Annotated in this window: 15 protein-coding genes and 3 pseudogenes; 4 read left to right on the top strand and 14 right to left on the bottom strand. The window is 52.3% G+C overall.

Annotation, left to right across the window (positions count from 1 at the left end; translation table 11 throughout):
* The 9 genes and pseudogenes from GV819_RS30675 to GV819_RS30635 all read right to left on the bottom strand — a co-directional run bounded on the left by GV819_RS30675 (nucleotide 1) and on the right by GV819_RS30635 (nucleotide 7942).
* Nucleotides 1-786 carry an HAD-IIB family hydrolase gene (locus tag GV819_RS30675; RefSeq protein WP_161759772.1) on the bottom strand — a complete coding sequence of 262 codons (786 nt, stop codon included), beginning with the start codon at nucleotides 784-786 and terminating at the stop codon, nucleotides 1-3.
* A 6-nt stretch (nucleotides 787-792) separates the two neighbouring features.
* On the bottom strand, nucleotides 793-1416 hold the full coding sequence (locus GV819_RS30670) for a DUF1349 domain-containing protein (RefSeq protein ID WP_161759771.1): 624 nt from the start codon (nucleotides 1414-1416) through the stop codon (nucleotides 793-795).
* The gene (locus GV819_RS30665; RefSeq protein WP_161759770.1) at nucleotides 1409-2254 is read right to left on the bottom strand and encodes an SDR family NAD(P)-dependent oxidoreductase; all 846 of its coding nucleotides are present in this window, start codon (nucleotides 2252-2254) and stop codon (nucleotides 1409-1411) included. Before GV819_RS30665 ends, GV819_RS30670 begins: the two co-directional genes overlap by 8 nt.
* A 96-nt stretch (nucleotides 2255-2350) precedes the next feature.
* Nucleotides 2351-4138 carry a 1-deoxy-D-xylulose-5-phosphate synthase N-terminal domain-containing protein gene (locus GV819_RS30660; RefSeq protein WP_218579785.1) on the bottom strand — a complete coding sequence of 596 codons (1788 nt, stop codon included), beginning with the start codon at nucleotides 4136-4138 and terminating at the stop codon, nucleotides 2351-2353.
* On the bottom strand, nucleotides 4116-5354 hold the full coding sequence (locus tag GV819_RS30655; RefSeq protein WP_161759769.1) for an aminotransferase class III-fold pyridoxal phosphate-dependent enzyme: 1239 nt from the start codon (nucleotides 5352-5354) through the stop codon (nucleotides 4116-4118). The genes GV819_RS30660 and GV819_RS30655 overlap by 23 nt, the downstream gene beginning before the upstream one ends.
* A gap of 20 nt (nucleotides 5355-5374) precedes the next feature.
* On the bottom strand, nucleotides 5375-5893 hold the full coding sequence (locus GV819_RS33500) for a sugar O-acetyltransferase (protein WP_161759768.1): 519 nt from the start codon (nucleotides 5891-5893) through the stop codon (nucleotides 5375-5377).
* Nucleotides 5894-6190: 297 nt separating this feature from the next.
* Nucleotides 6191-6542, bottom strand: a pseudogene (locus GV819_RS30645) (integrase core domain-containing protein); the annotation flags it as partial.
* Nucleotides 6500-7296, bottom strand: a pseudogene (locus GV819_RS30640) (IS5 family transposase). The pseudogenes GV819_RS30640 and GV819_RS30645, both read right to left, overlap by 43 nt.
* A 58-nt stretch (nucleotides 7297-7354) precedes the next feature.
* Nucleotides 7355-7942, bottom strand: a complete 588-nt coding sequence (locus GV819_RS30635; RefSeq protein ID WP_161759767.1) for a hypothetical protein — start codon at nucleotides 7940-7942, stop codon at nucleotides 7355-7357.
* Here GV819_RS30635 and GV819_RS33385 point away from each other — a divergent pair.
* Both GV819_RS33385 and GV819_RS30625 read left to right on the top strand, forming a co-directional pair.
* The gene (locus GV819_RS33385; protein ID WP_256667670.1) at nucleotides 7923-9116 is read left to right on the top strand and encodes a hypothetical protein; all 1194 of its coding nucleotides are present in this window, start codon (nucleotides 7923-7925) and stop codon (nucleotides 9114-9116) included. The genes GV819_RS30635 and GV819_RS33385 overlap by 20 nt on opposite strands.
* A 431-nt stretch (nucleotides 9117-9547) precedes the next feature.
* Nucleotides 9548-10066: a hypothetical protein gene (locus tag GV819_RS30625; protein ID WP_178126137.1), complete on the top strand. Its 519-nt coding sequence runs from the start codon at nucleotides 9548-9550 to the stop codon at nucleotides 10064-10066.
* A 375-nt stretch (nucleotides 10067-10441) separates the two neighbouring features.
* On the opposite strand, the gene GV819_RS30620 is transcribed toward GV819_RS30625, so the two are convergent.
* From GV819_RS30620 to GV819_RS30610, 3 genes are all read right to left on the bottom strand, one after another.
* On the bottom strand, nucleotides 10442-12745 hold the full coding sequence (locus tag GV819_RS30620; protein ID WP_161759766.1) for a WD40 repeat domain-containing protein: 2304 nt from the start codon (nucleotides 12743-12745) through the stop codon (nucleotides 10442-10444).
* Nucleotides 12746-12770: 25 nt separating this feature from the next.
* Nucleotides 12771-14357: a hypothetical protein gene (locus GV819_RS30615; protein WP_161759765.1), complete on the bottom strand. Its 1587-nt coding sequence runs from the start codon at nucleotides 14355-14357 to the stop codon at nucleotides 12771-12773.
* Nucleotides 14358-14951: 594 nt separating this feature from the next.
* Nucleotides 14952-15653 carry a hypothetical protein gene (locus tag GV819_RS30610; RefSeq protein ID WP_161759764.1) on the bottom strand — a complete coding sequence of 234 codons (702 nt, stop codon included), beginning with the start codon at nucleotides 15651-15653 and terminating at the stop codon, nucleotides 14952-14954.
* Nucleotides 15654-16205: 552 nt separating this feature from the next.
* On the opposite strand from GV819_RS30610, the gene GV819_RS30605 reads away from it, so the two are divergent.
* A complete protein-coding gene (locus GV819_RS30605; protein WP_161759763.1) occupies nucleotides 16206-16487 on the top strand; it encodes a hypothetical protein in 282 nt (93 codons plus the stop codon).
* Nucleotides 16488-16858: 371 nt separating this feature from the next.
* Nucleotides 16859-17023 (top strand): annotated as a pseudogene (locus GV819_RS30595) (type II toxin-antitoxin system HicB family antitoxin); the annotation flags it as partial.
* Nucleotides 17024-17204: 181 nt separating this feature from the next.
* On the opposite strand, the gene GV819_RS30590 reads toward GV819_RS30595, so the two are convergent.
* Both GV819_RS30590 and GV819_RS30585 read right to left on the bottom strand, forming a co-directional pair.
* On the bottom strand, nucleotides 17205-17528 hold the full coding sequence (locus tag GV819_RS30590; protein WP_161759760.1) for a hypothetical protein: 324 nt from the start codon (nucleotides 17526-17528) through the stop codon (nucleotides 17205-17207).
* Between the two features lie 110 nt (nucleotides 17529-17638).
* Nucleotides 17639-17842: a hypothetical protein gene (locus tag GV819_RS30585; RefSeq protein ID WP_161759759.1), complete on the bottom strand. Its 204-nt coding sequence runs from the start codon at nucleotides 17840-17842 to the stop codon at nucleotides 17639-17641.
* Nucleotides 17843-18084 lie beyond the last annotated feature (242 nt).

Below are 18084 nucleotides of genomic sequence, written 5' to 3'. Positions count from 1 at the left end.
TCAAAAATGCCGTTGAAGACCATCAACGATGCCATGACAATAGAAACCCTCAACAACACGATCAAACGCCTGCCTGGCCTCATGCGAAGCGTTGCCCACCAGGTAACCATGTGAACAGGCCTTCAACATCTCGATGTCATTACAACTGTCCCCGAACGAGATGACCCTGGCGGGGGAAATCTCATGTTTCTTGACGATGAAATCGACCCCCTGCTTCTTTCCGCACCCCGGGTGCATGATGGCTACATCGTAGACATTCTCAGGGTCGCCGGCGGCGGCACTGGCGTAGGTAATCGAGGCCTCAAGACCAACCTGCAAACAGAGTCTATGGATCTGCTCGATGGCGATCGCTTCATTGCCATCGGCATTCAAGTAATAACCCCGAATGCGTTTTTGCTGGAAAGCCTCCGACTGCAACGTCAACTCAATACCCTCTTGCTCGAACAGGGCGCTCAGCCTTATGACCCGCTCTGGAAAGGTGCCTGCGCCTTGTAACGGCCAACCCTCATCCTCCAGAACACGGTCCGGGTGATTCCAGTACAACTCGGTTCCCAGACTGGTCAGTGCAAAGTCCCAGGGAAATTCGGGGTATCTCTTCATCTTGTCCAGGACCACCGCTTGACTGTTTCCCGTGGCCCAGCCAAATAACAGGTGGTGCTTGCGTTTCAGTTGATTCAAACAGCTTTCCAGTTTGTCTATCCCGGCATCCGCCTCTCGAGACGACAAGACCGGCATAAACGTCTCGTCAAAATCAGAAACTATCAACCAGGTGTCTTTGCTCGTCATACCTGCTCACTCTCTGATGAGTCCCATGGACTGTGAGGATATTTCAATCCGGGAAAACTCCCCGACCGCTCCCTCGGAAAAGGGCGACTGCACACTAAACCCGACGCGCACTTCATCCGGGCAGTTGCTCACATAGAACGCCCGATGAAAAACCACGGCACCCTCAGAGCCACTCAGATAACACGAGAACACATCCCCACTTCGCGAAATGAACAGCCGCACAGGCTCATCGTTTACCTCGATGCCATTGACTTCATCGCTATAGGGCGATGAATGCACCGATACGATCTTCTTGTTGCTGCCGTACTCTTCAACACCGAACTTCAGCTTGTGCAGCCCGACTTCAAGAAAGAGCCCTGCAGCATCAAACTTGGCCAGGCTGAATAACTTGATGTCAGCGCCAAGGGCAAACTCTCCCGTCACGGATGTGAGCAAAGTGCCCAAGCTGTCCACCGTATGAAGCCCTGGAATATTGAACGAATCGCTACCGGGTTCGCTTCGCATTTTCAGAACCGGCGCTACATAACGCAGCTGTGCGCAATGCTCGGCAGCGAACACACGATCACTGATCCTCAGTACGGTGTTCGGGTCTTCGCGCAAAAGAGGCGTAGTGCCAACGGCGTCATCCATACAGGTTCATTCCGCCATCGACCGACAGGGATTGAGCCGTGATGTCTTCGTTCTCAAGCACCGCCAGACAGAACCGGGCAATGTTTTCCGGGATCTGTGTACGACCCAACGGGATCAGGCCCTCCATGCGAGCCCACAAGTCATCCAGCGACTCGTTGGGCGCGATGAGGCGGTTCTCCAGGTACTTCCACATATTGGTTTTGACGATGCCGGGGCAAACGCAGTTGACCCGGATATTGTGAGTGGCCAACTCCAGCGCCAAGGCGCCAGAGAAGCCCTGCAACCCGGCTTTCGCGGCGCAGTAGGAAGATATTCCAGGAAAGGCGACTTTTGCGGCAATGGAGCTGATGTTCAGGATCGCGCCGCCCTTGCCTCTCTGGATCAGTGCGCGGGCAGCTTCACGTGACGTCAGGTAAGGTGCTGTAAGGTTGGTTTGCACGATCGCGTCAAACTCGCTCAGCGATGATTCAACCGTGTTGATCAGATGGCTGCTGCCAATGGCGTTGACCAGGCCGTAAAAGTGCTCTGACTCATGGACAACGCCACCTACGGCTTCTATGACCTGGGCTTCAGACGTTGCGTCGACTGCAATGGCCTTTACCGAAAGCCCTTGCTCCACAAGATCCGCCGCCAGCGTGCGAGCCGCCTGATAACCACTGACCTCCTGAGTTTGATAGTGGTTGATTGCATTGGGTGTCCGGTCAGTATCAAAGATGTAGACATGAACATCTTCTTTGGCCAGTACTTCAACAATCGCGGCGCCGATGCCTCTGGCACCGCCCACAACGATCATGGTTTTACCGGACAACTTGCCTTGCGCTTTATTTCCCTGCGTCATGAACCACTGCTCCTGAATCCATAGAAAGCCTGCCGAACCCTATACAGGGTTCGAAAAACCAATAAATAGTTGAAACTGCATTTAAACGTGCGGAGTCTAATTAACTAATGCGTACGGCGGGTCAGCCAACAATGCACCCAGTACTTGAGGTGCAACATTTGCCTGGAAAGTCTCGATTGTTGGCCACTCATAGGCATCACCGAAGACCTTGCGAACTCGAACCAGCAACCTGGACTCAATGTATTCAGCCAGGTTGAAGCGACCACTGTTATGTTCTACGACAATAATTTCGGCACATTGGCTCAGCATCTCTTTAACCAACTCAAGATCCGGCCGAACGGACAGAAAACGAATATGTGTGCATCTTTTTGTCGTGGCGACCTGAAAGGCTTCGTACGCCATCGACTCCGATGACACTATCAATGAACCGGCGGCAAACTCGGGCTGAAAAATATAGATATCTTCAGACAGCTTCCGGTACTTCTCTCTCAGGGCACACACTCTTTCCATGGGCTGGTCGTACATTAAGTACAGGCCGTTTCCACCCAGTGCTTTCTGCCGATGAATACAGGCCAACAGATCGAGAGGGTCTGTCAGTTCGTATACGGTTTCTTCCGTCAGCAAGCTGAATACGGTTGAGGCGTACGTAGCGCCGCCCCACACACCGTTCTTCCGAGCGCCAATGACATGCAAATTACGACAGGCAATCAAAGCAGAGTGCAGTACATCTATCGCGTTGAGGTAATACTTGTCATCGGTCAGGACAAACTTCAGTTCATCATCCGGGCACCCCATCGCGCAGGTCAGCAACGCTGACTCGGCCAGGCCGGTGTTGCAATAACCGGACAATGACTTAAGGCCAAACCGAGCGGCCAGATCCGCGGTGAATACATGGACAGGTGCCCCTGACCGAACTTCTTCGATAATGTCGGCCGTTCGACTGCAACTGGAAGCTTTCCTCAGATCATTCTTCTGCTGATCGTCCGTTGACGTCATCAAACTCTGATGGCTGGCACGTTTGAAGGAGTGAACGCCTTTTTCGGTATGACAGATGATCGCGGCCGACCGATGGTCCTTCTCTGCCTGGCGAATGTGTTCACTGATCGCCTGGGTGTCGTGTCCATCCACTTCATAAACATCAGAGAAGTAGGCGGCCAAATACTCCGGCCTCAACTTCCCGGGAAGTGGGTCAATCCCTCTGCCATTGTTGTCCACTATCAACGTCAGGTTCTTGACCTCAAGTTCGCCAATCAGGCGAATCGCCTCGAAAGACACCCCTTCGTTCAACTCACCGTCACCCGCCACACAGATAACACGTGCATCACGATTGGTATTCGCCCGCCCCAGCGCAATGCCCACTCCCTCGCCCAGGCTATGCCGCATGCTGTAGGCAAAACCGTAGTGTTTATTGACAACAGCCGGAATCTTGTCGTGAACCGCAGCCAAAAAAGCCAAAGGCATACCGTTGAGCACATGACGATAAGCATAAAACAATGGCGCAATATGCCCCCTGCCAATCACCAGATCCTGATTGGCCACCCCTGCCGCATTGCAGAGTTCCAATGCAAACAGTGCTTCGGCAATGTTCAGTGACGACAGGCAAGATGCCAGGGTTCCGTAACCGGCAATTTCATGAATCCGCTCCAGGCAGACCCTTACGTCTGAATAGAACGGCGTAAATTGTCTGGCGATGGCTACCGACAGTTCGTTGATCGTCTGGCACTTCGACGACTCGGCAATACCGACTTCAATTTCCTCATTGGCACGCACATACTCATCGGCCGTCAGGTACGCCTTCCGTTTATGCACGCTTTGACGAATGCCATATAACGGCGTCAACAGGCTGGCAACTGGCTCGAGGTCATAACTGACTAATTGATTCATTCAACACCTCGAACACGTCACTTAGCGTTTCTTCTGACATGATGTAGGCGGGCGCCAGGCAAGCCCAATCTTCCTCACCTCGGATAATCAACTTCCTTTCAAAGCACAGCCCACCCAATTTCTTGCCTGCCTGCTCCCCAAGGCTTGAGTCCAGGGTTATGCCGATCAGCAAGCCGTGGGATTCAATTCGGGCGATCCGCTCATTCCCGGCGATTTCCTGACACAGCGCCTGAGTCTTTGTAATGAGTTTTTGTAACTGCCCTGCGGCCTCTATCTGTTCCAGCACGCGCATCGACGCATTGATGGCCGCGATCGAAACCGGGTTGCTTGCATAGGTATGCGAGTAGGAAAACGGGATCCACGGCTCTGGCTTGTCAAACACCGAGGCGATTTTATGGGATGTCACCATAGCGGATGCCGGGTAATAACCACCGCTGATGCCTTTCCCGAGCGCGACGATATCGGCAGAAACCCCAAACTGATGGGTATTCAAGAACTCTCCGGTTCGAGAGGCGCCGGTCACGATTTCATCAGTAATCATCACAATATCGTAACGGTCACACAGTTCACGAATACCGATCAGGTACTCGCGGGGAGTTTGCCGCATCCCCTTCAAATGGTTGACCGGCTCGAAAATAATGCAAGCGATCTGCTCCGCACCATAATGAAGAATAATATTCTCCACATCCGCCACGCTGTGCATTTCCAACGCCTGACCTTCGTGAACGACAGGGAATGGCGGGTTGATCCGAATCGTGTCGTAACCGCTGCAACGCAGGTCCTTGAAATCGTTCCTGCCGGTAATACTGTGGGCCCCCAAGGTGGCGCCGTGATAGGAGTGCTTGCGGCAGATCACTTTCTTCTTGAACGTATTGCCTTTGCGCTGGTGATATTCCAAGGCCATGGCAATCGACGACTCGATGGCTTCCGAGCCGCTGTTGACATACAGCAAGCCGCCATCTTCCATCTTGGCGCGTTTGAGCAGCAGCTCTGAAGTTTCAAACAGCTCGGACGAATAGAAATGATCCTTGGGGTGGAAAGGCAGATCCGTCAACGTTTTGGAAATATGCTGCTTGATGGGGTCGCACGAATACCCGAACGGTACGTTAAACATGCCCGAAATCGCATCCGTGTAGATGCCACCCTCTGCATGAACACTGACATCTTTAACAGAGCCAACAATTTGGTCTTTCACGCGTGACTGATAGACAAACATCCCTTTATGCCCTCTATTGATTAGATCGGATAAACCTGAGAACCAGCGCCCAGCACTTTACTGTGTGGCGGAACCGACTTTGCCACGACAGCACCCGCACCGATAATTGACCCCTTACCCACTGTGACGCCCGGCAAGATTGTTGCGCCGCCGCCAATCCATACATCATCTTCAATGACTACAGGTGCACCCAATTCTATATAACGACGCCGCTGCTCAAGATCCTTGGCATGGTTAGAGGTATAAATACCGACATGAGGCCCGATAAACACACGGTTCCCGATGTTTATTTCAAACGCATCGAGGAACACCCCATTGGCATTAATAAAAACACCGTCACCAATGTTTATGTTCGAACCAAACTCACAAAAGAAATTGCCCCACTGTTCAAACCCCTCACCCACTGATCCAAACAGGAGTTTATAAAGCGGCTCCCGACCATCAGGGTTATTGCTGATGGTGGAACACAAAGCACGGGCGGTGCGCCTACGGGCAACTAAAGCAGGTTCCGCCGCATCGAATTTCATGAACTCACGCATACGCCACCCTGTACACACGGGCGTAACAGAGAGCACTCATGCCGTGCTGATCGGCAAGTAAACGGGGGCAAACAAGGCGATCATTAGTTCCGCGCCTGCCACTACCACCACCAACTAACGCCCACACTTCCCCAATAGCCTGATTCCCTTCAGCCATCATCATCTCCATCTATTACTAATTTTTTAAATGTACTTCGGCACTTCCAGAAATTTTTCCACCTTCTACACTCGCCACCAGCGCTTTGCAAGTTTGTTATTACGTCAGTCGTATTGTTATGTCACTGTTTTCAGGGCCTGTTACTTCCGTTCTGGATTGAGTGTGACGGCGCCGATGGGCTGCCAATTACGCGTCGCACCTGACCAGCGATGCTTAGGTCGATAAGGGACTTGCTGCTACATGGCCAGCACCTCTTGATCCTCGCCGCGATGACGCTGCGCAAGGGGGTACGAAGCGGATGCAGTTGTGGCGGAGCTCATGGTTGTACCAGCGGATAAAATCTCGCACCCGGCTGCGAGCGGCGTCGAAATTTGCAAAGCCATCCTTGGGCCGTTTCGAGCAGTATTTCAGCGTTCGAAACAGCCATTCTGAGTAGCGGTTGCCATTGCTCACTCGTGGCCGTCCGCGTGAAGGGACGATGCAGGTTTTGTACGAAAGTACTGCCGCATACAACGCAGGCTGCAGCCAAGGTGACCATAGCTGCAAAGCTCTTGGCCAATTTGTCGTAGCGGGTGCCTATCCTGCGGTTCTCTTTTAGCCAACCAGACATCCGCTCAATGATGTTCCGCTGCCGATACTTTCTACGATCAAAGAGCCGGGGCTTGCGTGGCATAGCCCGCAGTGGGATCGCCGGCTGCATTCGATGCCGGTCGCAGTAGTGACGCAGGTGTTCTGCGTCATAGCCTTTATCAGCCAGTAACCAGCGACTGCACTTGCGTGGTCGCCCCGGCTTACCGGGAATTCGTACCTGATCCAGCAGCGGTTGTGCATGGGCGATATCGCTGGCTTGGCTGAAGAAAGCATGAAGCGTAACGACACGCCATTGGCGTCACAGATCATGTGCATCTTGGTAGTAAGGCCACCTCGACTAGGCCCAACGCATGATCCAGTGGTTCTTCAGCCCCCCTTTTTTCCGGTTCCTGAAGAGGCTCGGGTTGCACGTACCGCAGTAGAGTCGATCATCCAGGTGTCCAGATCGATCAGCCCTTCCCGGTTCAATTGGATGTGCAAGCGCTCCAGTATCCGGTCAAACGTACCGTCGTCGCGCCAAGCAGCGCCCGAGCACAGAACCCACAGTGGAGTACTAGACGATCATCGCTACATGGACGACCCAGTTTCTGCTCTGGAGAAACCAGATCTTGATCAATTCCCACGATGCGTCGGGGAGTTCGTAGAGCCTTGTCATGTGGGCCTTCAGCCAATCATGGCGGTAATTCCACCCACACCGACTTTTCGCACAAAACCTAGGGAAAGCGGACGCTCGATCCAGAGGCTGCTGCCGACATGACCGCGTTACGCACGGGCAAAGGGGCTTGCTCGGGGTGTTGCTGCAAAAAATGCCTGATCGCTTGATCCTGGCGATCCACCACGCATACGTTCACGTTAGGGCTGGGGACGGTGCATTCGCCAAGCGCTAGGACCCCGCAGTTCAATACGCCGTACACCGCAGCCGGTTGCGCGACGGCCGAGCAGCCGTAGACCATCTCGCCAAGGTAATTGAGCTGCCCTTGGGTGACGGTGAAACGCAGCGGTTTGGAGTAAGCCCCCATGACCCCGCGACGGTGACCCAGGCGGCTCACTTCATAGTCACCGGCAGGTAGCCATGCCGAGTAATCATCCTTGGGTCCCCAGCCATAAGTCTTGTCGCTCTTGATATCGCGAAATTCAAGGTAGGTTCCGTAGGGGCCGCCTTCCAGCAGCGTGCCGACCACTAGACCCGCGTTTTGCGCGTTATAAACAGGCGAATTCAACGCCATTTGAGCTGGCATCGACGAACAACCAGCCAGTAATCCGATCAGGCCGATTGCAAAGATGTTGCGCGAGTCAAGCATTCCGCTACCTCGGTGGGAGACAAAGAAAATCCCCAAAAAAATTCAGGGACGACAGGCGCGCTGGACGGCGGCGACTGCCTTCTTTAGCATGATGGCCTTTCGCCCACCCGTGCATCAAGGACGATCTATCAACATGTTCTGTTTTTCCCAATGGCGCGTGCGTGGCGCTGTAAGCATTGCCGCGCTGTTACTTGGCGGGTGCAGTTTCAACGGTTCCTACCCGGACGCCAGTGCACCCGATGCGGCGAAGCTGCGCTTTATCAGCAGCAGTGACAGCTCGACGCTCGACTTGTTCGATGCCGAACACTGCGGCGGCCAAACCACGGGGCTGCTCAATAACCTGTTCAGCGCCAATACCCGGCGACGGGCAGCCATGAGTGCCGCTGCACCCGAGGATGCCAAGGCCTACTTGGAGGTGCGGCTGCAACCGGGTCATGAGCTATTCGCGCGAGCCAATACCTTGAGCACCGGCAGCGTGTGCACCGTGGGGTTCAACTTTACCCCGCAGAGCGGCGGCGAGTACGAAGCGGACTTCCGCCAAGTAGGTCGCACTTGCCAGGTCACCCTTAGCCGTCTGCGCCAGATCGATGGCAAGACTGTGCGCTCGCCGATCGTGCTGACCAACAAAGGCCTGCCCGCCTGCGCTGGCCACAACCCTATTTTCCCCAAGCCCGCCGAAGCACAACCGCAGTCAGCGGAACGTGCAGCGCTGATCGCGCAGATCGTCGACGCGAGTGTCGTCGCGAAAATGAAGCCCGACGCCGACGATTCCCCTTCGGTCCAGAAAACACTGCTCGACAAATCGATAGCGGAACGCAAACAGCGCCTCGCCTTCAGCCTGCCCGATGCCTATTGGACTGAGTATCAGCAGAACCTGGAGCAGTTCGCCAATGAGATGAGGAGCACCAAGGCCCGTTCATTGCAGTTGTACAAGGATTACTACGGCAACCGTCTGGGTCTGCTCGACACCCCGGCGATCAAGGAACTGCTGCCCGACAGCGAAGCGGCCGACCGTAGCAAGGCAATGTCGACCAATAATGAAATGCTCGAGTACTACTACCGAACCCAGCAAGCACTGCTGAAGGAAACACTGAGCGCACATCAGGCACGCATGGCCGATCTGGATCAGCGCTTTGAGGTGTGCAAGCGTTTCACGGCCTGCTGGCAACGTTGAATCGAGGTCCGGCTTGAAAATACTGGCCGACGCACGTATGCCGCCTTCGCCCTGACTGAACAAAAGGGCAAATCAACGAATGCGAAAATATTGCGTACAGCAATGATCACCGCAAACAGCAAACAGCCATCTTACTAACATTCGTGATGGACAGATTTCGGCCGATTTTGTTGAGAAAATCGGCCATGTGTGCCAAGACAGAAAAGTACAGGCTTGAGTTTGAAATCTTTACTTTGAACAGAGAATTCCAGGCTCAAACTTCGCGTAGGTGCGAGCAAAAAAGGCTTTTTCAGCAGTCTGTACGCGAGCAGTCTGGAAGGACCGAACTTTTCAACACAATCAGCCAAGAGCGGCCGCTCCCCCACCTAATAAACTAGGGAGCTTCATCAGGCTAGTTAATACCGCCCTGCTCCCACATCAATAAGGAAATTATGAAACCTCTTTACCTGTGTTCAATTCTGCTGCTTGCAGGCTGTGCCCCAGTGCCGAAATACCTTGTGCCTGCAGGGGCGCCTCAGGCACTTATCCGCAGCGAATTGGTGTCGATGGAGAATCATCGAAACCACGTGTCTCTGGACGAGGCGCCTGCCATCAGCTGCAAATACGGCAGAGCCGTGGCGACTGCGCAGGGTGGGCAGGGACGGCAACTGGTTTCCGTTTACAAGAATGTATCGACGCCAGAAGGCTTTTTCCCGATTGAAGCCGGCAAACCGCTGCACCTGATAATGCGCGGCATGGCCAACGCCAATCGCTCATGCAACGTAGCGTTCGTCAGCGAATTTACGCCGGGCTCACGTTACGTGATCAAAGGAGGAATTGTCGACAACCCGGGCGCGCTGAGCGGTTGTTACATTGACATATTCAATGTCGATTCGGGCGCGCGCGTCCCCATGGCTGATGCGCCGAAAATGGACCGCATTTGTGCGTTGGACCGACTACCGGCGCTCTAGTGGGAAATTGCACACTACCTAACCACCCCTTTTGCGTTGCATATCACCACTCAGTTACATGGGTTGACCAGATACTTTGAATGGATGCCTTAGAGCCACAATTTGCTCTTGGCCATCTTCAGGTCACAGGTGGGTAATTGCGGGGGGCTCACACCTATTTGCATTCGACTTAACCATTCATGTGCCCGCTTTTTGAGCAGCAAGATTAGTGGAGACATGACAGGCAGAGAACGGCCGATAGCAGCGGTTCATCACAGGCTACTACCGGCCAGATGCGAACTGTCAGGCCGGTAATATGGGTATTAGGCCACTACACCATCACGGGGTTCTCCAAACAGAGAATGTACGCGAATGAACTTAAGGCGATGTATCAGTTCATTTTTCAGGTATAACTTCTCCGAGTACCTCGTCCAGCAACCCTGGAACCCAAGCGATGTTGCGACAATCACGTAGTGTCAGTCGATTCGCTGCACTTCCCTTACTGAAAACGTGGACCGCGTGATTGGTCTCGATAGAGGACGTGTCGAAGCGACCTTTGTCGTCAATTACCGTCCATGCTCCATTTTTTTCAAAGACCAACCGCGCTACGGGCAAAGGCTGCCCAATTTTCCAGATATTGACTGCCCCTGAACTAGATATGCCAGCAAAGAACTTGTCGTTAAGCGCAGCTATTGACTCAACTGCGCCATCGGCCGTGTAGTTGATGATTTTTTGGCTTTGCTCGGATTTTTTGGGGGGGCGGGGCGGTAGTAGCGAAGTAATGTGTACCGTCGCTCCATCGGCGTAAATGAGCGATTGCCCGTCGGTGGAAAATTCGAAGCCATTTCCCAGTGCCCGGTCACGAGTGATGTTGGTCACCAAAACGTCGTTGCGCCAGTCTCTAACTTCAATGTTCGAGTCACGGGTAAAGGCTATCCATGGATGGGAGGGGGAAAATTTGATAGTAGTCGTGACGTCGGAAATGACTGTTTTGAACTCGCTTCGGCCACTTTGGGAATCGAAGACTTGTAAATGAGGAGGTTGGAATCTAGCGACTGATTTCTGATCATCGCTAATTTGCATAGCCGAAACAGCTCCTTTGAATGATTTAATTTTCTTGACTGCGCCCGTAAATTCTACTTGGTAGAGCGTGGTATTGGTTGAGACCAGTACGCTGCTCAGCTCAGACAATTGACCATCATTCCCTATCGTATCGGACCACGCATCCAAGGCCGTTTTGATTCGCTCAAGATCGTCTGCCTTGACGGACGCCATCAATAGCCCAGAGCCTTCGCCTAGGGTAGCGACTGACAGACCTCTGGAGTCTGGGGGGAGACGCACAGGTTCATCCTTGCCATCTTGGTTTCCGATAGACCAATTACCGTCGGACCGCTCGTATATCCGCAAGATGTTCTCTGACGTCATACTCGCCGCAAGCGTGACAATCACTTCGGAAGGCTTGACAAGCTGCGTAATTTTGCGGTCCTTCATTTTGAGTAAGTAATCAAACTTTTGGCCACTGAGGAAGAGGCGGCCTGGTGGCTGGGGAACAAGCGAAGGGATCTGCAAGCGACCCTGAATGCTCTGTGCGTCGGCGCCGTCTGTCCCGCTGGAGGAAATCTCAATACCCTCGTTTCCCGACTTCCGCAGTAAGCGGGGGCTACCATCTTCTCGAAGGGCCAGAATCTCTTCCGTTTGTGTCTGGTCAATTACTTTGCCGGAGCTTGTATCAACGACAAACGAATGCCATTCACCCAACTCTGAAATAGCGAGAAATCGCCCCTGTTCGCTGAAGGTAAAACGTGGGGATGAAAGTGGTGCAAGTTGTGACCGCGCGGTTTCTTCACCGTTGAGTGCATTAATAATGTGAAGATATCCCTCTTCATCCATCCATGCGCCCACACTGCCTGACGAATCCAGCATGACGGTATCCCACGGCGTTACGTTTAACTCATTGCGCCACAACACCGCATTGTTTTGTGCGCTTACCATGAGTAGTGCATAGCGTGTGGTGGGTTTTTCCTCGCCGTTCAGTACATCCTGTAAGTCCGGAGGCTGCTCTGATAGCTCGGTTTTTGTTAGGACTAGCGCTCGATTTTGCAGGGTGGCTGACGCTATCAGCGTTGTCCCGGGACCGATCTCGAATTTTCCGGATGGTTCCAGTTTTGCCGATAGCCATTCTATCGTTCCGCGTGGAACGGCAAATTGCGTAAGCGTAGTACCGCCATTCGCAGGACAGTCAAAACCGAGTATCGGAGACAGCACGGCTTCGCTAGTTTTGGTCACAACCTCGCCCGTATCTGGATTAAGCACACGAAGTGTGCCTGAGTTGTTACCGGCCACCAGAAGTCGGCTCTTATCGACGAAACACAATTTCTGCAGGTGTTCCTTGGGGAAAGACCAGCGTCGAATAGCGTCACCAGAGGCTAAATTTCGGACAGTGATATCCATGACAGCGCCAGAACCGTCTACAGCATCGGTTGCAACCAAAGTACCGTCCGACGAAACAGCAAATTGCATACCCAAGGTACTCGGCTCTTCTATAAGCAAAGGATTTTTACATTCTGATTCCTGTGCGGAGGACACGAGCGAGATGGATGATCCATAGAATATGAAGAAAAGGATGCGTAAAAATTGCCAATAGAGGCCGCAGAGAGGGGTAGTCGGATGGTCGTCAAGCAACGCAAGCCTGTACTTCATGATCCTCTCCAGCCAATGCTACTCGTTAATCTTTGGCGTAAATATTCCATGAAACTTGATAGGTTTTTGTTATATTTCCGGATTTTTCAGTGTATACACGTGTATGTAATATCAAGTCAGCTTCGGTGTAGCCGGTTAGATTGGCGACCTGCAAACGTCGAGAGGAACCGTCCGCAGTATCTTTGGATGAGAATTTTACCCCTTCTGTGCTACATAGCTTTTTAAAGGCCTCAGCGGTCTGTTCGAAGAGGCGTGTTGCCTGTTTGAAATCGTCACCATCATAGAGTTCCGCTGATGTAAACGGATTGGATGATTTGTGGTAGATGATAACCTCTTTAGCCCCAGGGACTTTAGTGGTCGAGTAGTAGGCGGCAATATCTAGCCCTGGAGTTACCGGGGCTGCGAGAATAGACGCAAACCCATCTTTACTTGCGAGTCCGATTTTAACCATCGCCGCGGCCATTTGCTCTATTTCGCTAGACCCAAGATTTTTCCAGCCGCTATTGCAGTTCGGATCTGGCACTTCGCTGCCTGTATACGAGGCAGATATCAAGGTGTTTTTGTCGAATGGATAGTCCCAGAATATTGGAGTGTAACGTTCCGAGTCTAGCGATGAAAAGTTATATCCAGTGGATATTTTGCCTTTTGAATGGGGGGCGATTTCTACTGAGCCGTAAGAGGCATCCGTGAATATATAATCTTCATATTTCTCAGGAGATTCCTTTGGGTAACCTCCTGTTAGTGCAATAAGTTGAACGATCAACGTCCTGGATGTGTTGTTTGTGAAAACAAGATTTTCGCTTTTGTCGAAGTCGGCCGTCTTGACATCATTGTTTAAGTCAAAGGTTGTATTCAAGGAAATTGCATCGACAGCGTCCTTAGTGCTACGTGTAATGGCATTGCACAAACCTAAGCTCCAGTCGTACTCGTCCTCGCTATTTTTCGGGCCTAGCAGTCTGAGCGTTGTCGCGCGTAACTTCTCTACACGATCACCTTGTTGTCCGGAAGTATTTAACCACTTGAGCAACGCTCTTAGAAAGCCGAAGTGAACAGCCAGTGCACGCTCACGTTTATTCAGATGGCCAGACTCATTGGCGGAAACTGGCAAACTCGGTTCTTCACCAGCTCCAACTTGTTTAAGCAATCGCGCAGTGCTCAAAACTGCTTTTGGTCCTTTTTCCGGGTTTTCCGACTTGTCTTCAAACATCGAATCAAGAATGGCCATGGACGCCAGCATGTCAGCCTGGCATTCAAAAGGTTTACGTGCGGGGTCGGCCGGTGACGTGTCCGGCATGTCCTTTTTTTGTGCCACATGAACCATTTCGTGAAGCATGACAAACTCAAGGGCCAAAGCCCTGTTGGTGGGTGTCATAGCCCGCGTAAATCGTGTAGCAAAGTTGCGGCCCACAAGTACGTTGCCATCCGTTCCAGCAGCGACGTTTTCTCCCTCTACTGACTGCAGGGTTACCGTTGAAACATTCCAGCGTTGCGCGCCAATGCGCTGGGCTTGTGCGAATGCTTCGCCAATATCATCACCACGAGCATTTATCGACAAAAGCAGCATCAAAAGAACGGCGAATGGCGCTATCGGAAAACGCGTTATACCGATCAAGGCACACCTCGTTTTTTGTACGACGTGGTTTTTTTCGCGCCGAGGCCATAAGCTATTGAAACAACGGCACAAGCCAATGAGCACCACATTGCGAAGAAAGTGAGTACCAGAGTAACGAAGCGTATAGTCAAATCATTTTGAAAATACATGCGATCGGTAGCGCCACCATAGTCGGAAAGAAGGTCAGAACAGGAAGGTTGGCTCGCAGGCTCGAAAGTTGATAGGTAATTTGATAAGTCAAGGGTAGGAGTTGGGCCGGTCACAAGTCGAACATCCGAAGTGTACTGGCAGGTCCAGGTCGCTCGAAGGATTAGGAATAAAGCAAAGGTGATAAGAAATATCGTGGCACTTATGTAGGAAAGCCGCAGCCAAATATTTTTGCCCCTCTGGTCACGCTTTTTGTATGCAAACAGGGTTAGAAGTCCAACCAGTAAGGCGACTAATATATTTGCGCAGAGCAGAATGGTCCCGTCGATATCAGAGCGAGATGATAACTTTATCGCAAAGCTGAAGCCTGAGCAGAAAGTAGCTACTATCCATGCCGACAGGGAGAGAAGTGGCATCCATACACGCTTGACATCAGGCTGAGGGGCGTTAGAAGTTCGAGACATCTATTTTTACCTCCTCTGATGTATTCGAACTTAGTCCCACACGAATGTCTCGACTGTGTACCAATGTCTGTCCTTTATAAATTTGCAGCCGATAACGGCCTGGTGGTAAGGGCAAAGAAGCATTGTTAGTGTCTGAAGAGAAGGGGAATCGCGCGTCCCCCTTCGCCATGACATCACGAAATGAATTACAGGTAACTGTATAGCCAGGTTCGCTTTTTTCTCCACGGAATGTCAAAACGCTAACCACTACCAACATCGGTCGATCGAATGCGGAAAATCCAGAAGTCGCTACCAGATATCTTCTTTTGATTTCAGCGTCCTCGCTGACCTCCTTAAGCAGCGCCGTGGTCTCATTTGCGCTGGTGAAGTTAAGCGATCGCAGAAGTTGTTCCCGGTAGGCATCAATGGAAGACAGGAAAGGAGCAGGTACCGGTTTGCCCATGCCATCCAGTTCCTTGGCAATTGCCGAAAAAATAGTAGCAATTTTATTTATTTCAGTTTCAAGTGGTTGATTAACAGGGTGATTCTGATCGGATATCTGCGCCAGCAGCGGAAATAAATTTGAGAAGGCATTCGTGCCCTGATTGGATGCGTACGAATTTTGAGTCAAAAGTGCAACGAGGATCAGTCCTAGTACGAACAAGCACGGCGAAGGCATTCGCTTTGAGGTTTGGAAGCTAAACATTCCAATATCTTCTCCTCTAGCAACTGAACTGAGACCAAAACAGTGTTTTTTAATATTAGGTGAGAGAGCCGTATCGTCAACATATCTATTTGAAATAAGCTCTTTAGGTGTCTAGCCATTTCTAATGGGGGCACCAATGCTGAGTCGCCCCTAATTTCATAGGCTCATTTTGAGGTCTGCTTCTGGCCGATAGCTGCCTCTCATACCTCCCTAAAAAGCAGGGCGCGATTTAAACTCTCTTTACTTTCTTACCGGAGCCAATGCTGCCGCTGGACACACTCACTCAAATATCCCCTCCAGCATCCCGTTGCCTGTCCCAACCTCCGCTCCTATAGTTCTCCCTCGCAGCAACATCCGCGACGACCTTAGCCGGTCGAATTACAACGCAGCATCAGCGTCCCAAACACCTTTGCAGTCGCCTTTCCGGTGCCCGCGACAGAATGTGATGACGGCTGTGCGCGGTGATTCTCCGGTCGTCATAGGCGCGCACAGCGGTCATTTTCTTCGTCGTCGGCAACCCAGGTGATTGCTCCCTGCACAGGAGCTGTACCGATGATTGACCAGCCACTTTCGCGCTTTACCGCCGTCGACACCCACGACGCCAACCAAGCCGTTTTCTACCTCGACACCCAAGCCTCCCTGAGCGATCTGGCCAGCAGTGCGGCCCATCGTTTCACCGTGGTACGGGATCTGATGGACACGCTGTCCACGCTTAACCTGAAAGACATTGCCGACTGCAACCTGACGCGGGTCACCCGAGGGGTGCAGCTGCTCACCCGGGAGGGTTGCGCGGTGCTGGAGGTGATTCAGTGGCGAACAGCGCAAGGATCCTGAACGCCATTGAACTCAAGAAGCGCGTAAAACGCGCTCGGCTTTGCTTTGGCCTTTGATCTGGCTTTTGCTTTTGATCTTCCTGCCCCTTTAACCACGATGGCCGAACGCAGGCATTGAGCCGTGGGTAACCCGGCAGGACGCCGGGTTAGCCGCCCCAGGCCATGGATGGCCTGTGGCGGCGGCCCACGGATCAATGCCGGAGTTCGGGCATGCCGAGCCTAGGCGAGGCACCGAGTGGAGGGGCAGAAGCCTTTGGTTACTTTGGGCTTTTCAAAGTGACTCGCTGTAAGAGCGAAACCATATGCCGCCGTGACCGCAGCAACGGATATGTACCCATCCCCCACCCCGATTTCGCAGGCATGGTCTGAGACATGCTGAACATCGGCATCACGCCTTACCTGGGCAAGACCAAGAAGCCCAACCTTACCTTGCTGGGTTATGTAATTCAGCAGATCGGCCGCTTTGTCCGCGAGCACAACATCAAGAGCCGGTCGTCCTTCCTGGCCGATGCCACGATGGAAAAGCTCGGGCGCTGAAAGCGGCTCCAGAGAGCAGGCCAAGCGGTGTGAGGGCGGTTGTGGTTGCTGCGCAACCAAGCGGGAGCAAGCTCCCTCGCCACAGGGGGTGTGGCCTGCCAAATGCCTGCATCACCTGACTGCATTGAGACGACCAGTTACACCACAGTTCCAACCACGGGCTAGCTCTCTTTGGCCCCCTCTACTCAACCGAAAATGATGAGAAGTAAAATGACAGCTTATTATCTTCAAGATCGACCAATTGATAACGCATTCTGTCAAAACCCGAACCCAACTTACTCACGTTCATGTGCATCAACTGAGTCAGCCCGCCGCCAATACCACTGGTCGTAAAATGGCTGACATCAATAAATTTGATACACACGACATCAGCCCCTGCCTTTTCAGAGTCCGAAATCGATAGAGACAAATCATAAGCCACCCCATCTTCGTTCAACTGAATACCAATCGCGTGCAAGCAATTATGAGCGACAAGTAACTCATTCAACTGCGGAACTTCAATCATTATTTATCCTCGCCCCTTCCCCTCGAATCCATAGCCAGCAACCTATTCGTAGGTATGCGTGTGCGGATAGGAGTAATATCTTGCAAAAGTCAATCCAAAATAAACTTACTTCAACTCAACCAACCAATATCAAACTCAGAAAGGTGATTATCAAGATGCAACTCTAGCTCAAACCAAAAATTAAAAGCTCGACCATCGCTACTAGTCAAAAACAAGTAATACCCACCTGTTCCCCCTTCACGATCGTCATCAATAGATATGTTCCATCCAGAATACTCCCCAGATACAACAACTCCTTTCCGGATAATCGTCATCTACCCTCCTCGATCAAAATTTCCATATCAATATGAATGCCTTCAGCCGCTTTGATGACAAGTTTGCCTTGAGCAGTAAGGGCACTTTGTCGAAGGGGCCCGCAGCGCCGATATGCCCCCGCTTTTCCGCTGCCCTTTCTCACCCAATAATCCGAGCCAACCGCAGCGCCACCGTCAACGCCTGCTCCGCACTGCCCACATTGGTAAACCCCATCACCAACCCCTGCCTAACCCCTTCCCCC

The organism is Pseudomonas sp. Fl5BN2, assembly GCF_009908205.1.
In the GTDB taxonomy this organism is placed as follows: Bacteria; Pseudomonadota; Gammaproteobacteria; order Pseudomonadales; family Pseudomonadaceae; genus Aquipseudomonas.
This window is presented reverse-complemented; position numbering and strand designations above follow the sequence as displayed.

Coding starts and splice junctions, on each gene's coding strand:
- GV819_RS30655 (WP_161759769.1), bottom strand. CDS start 5,354: ATGTTTGTCTATCAGTCACGCGTGAAAGACCAAATTGTTGGCTCTGTT.
- GV819_RS30665 (WP_161759770.1), bottom strand. CDS start 2,254: ATGACGCAGGGAAATAAAGCGCAAGGCAAGTTGTCCGGTAAAACCATG.
- GV819_RS30670 (WP_161759771.1), bottom strand. CDS start 1,416: ATGGATGACGCCGTTGGCACTACGCCTCTTTTGCGCGAAGACCCGAAC.
- GV819_RS30675 (WP_161759772.1), bottom strand. CDS start 786: ATGACGAGCAAAGACACCTGGTTGATAGTTTCTGATTTTGACGAGACG.
- GV819_RS33500 (WP_161759768.1), bottom strand. CDS start 5,893: ATGCGTGAGTTCATGAAATTCGATGCGGCGGAACCTGCTTTAGTTGCC.
- GV819_RS30620 (WP_161759766.1), bottom strand. CDS start 12,745: ATGAAGTACAGGCTTGCGTTGCTTGACGACCATCCGACTACCCCTCTC.
- GV819_RS30585 (WP_161759759.1), bottom strand. CDS start 17,842: ATGACGATTATCCGGAAAGGAGTTGTTGTATCTGGGGAGTATTCTGGA.
- GV819_RS30625 (WP_178126137.1), top strand. CDS start 9,548: ATGAAACCTCTTTACCTGTGTTCAATTCTGCTGCTTGCAGGCTGTGCC.
- GV819_RS33385 (WP_256667670.1), top strand. CDS start 7,923: ATGTTGCGCGAGTCAAGCATTCCGCTACCTCGGTGGGAGACAAAGAAA.
- GV819_RS30590 (WP_161759760.1), bottom strand. CDS start 17,528: ATGATTGAAGTTCCGCAGTTGAATGAGTTACTTGTCGCTCATAATTGC.
- GV819_RS30605 (WP_161759763.1), top strand. CDS start 16,206: ATGATTGACCAGCCACTTTCGCGCTTTACCGCCGTCGACACCCACGAC.
- GV819_RS30660 (WP_218579785.1), bottom strand. CDS start 4,138: ATGAATCAATTAGTCAGTTATGACCTCGAGCCAGTTGCCAGCCTGTTG.
- GV819_RS30610 (WP_161759764.1), bottom strand. CDS start 15,653: ATGTTTAGCTTCCAAACCTCAAAGCGAATGCCTTCGCCGTGCTTGTTC.
- GV819_RS30635 (WP_161759767.1), bottom strand. CDS start 7,942: ATGCTTGACTCGCGCAACATCTTTGCAATCGGCCTGATCGGATTACTG.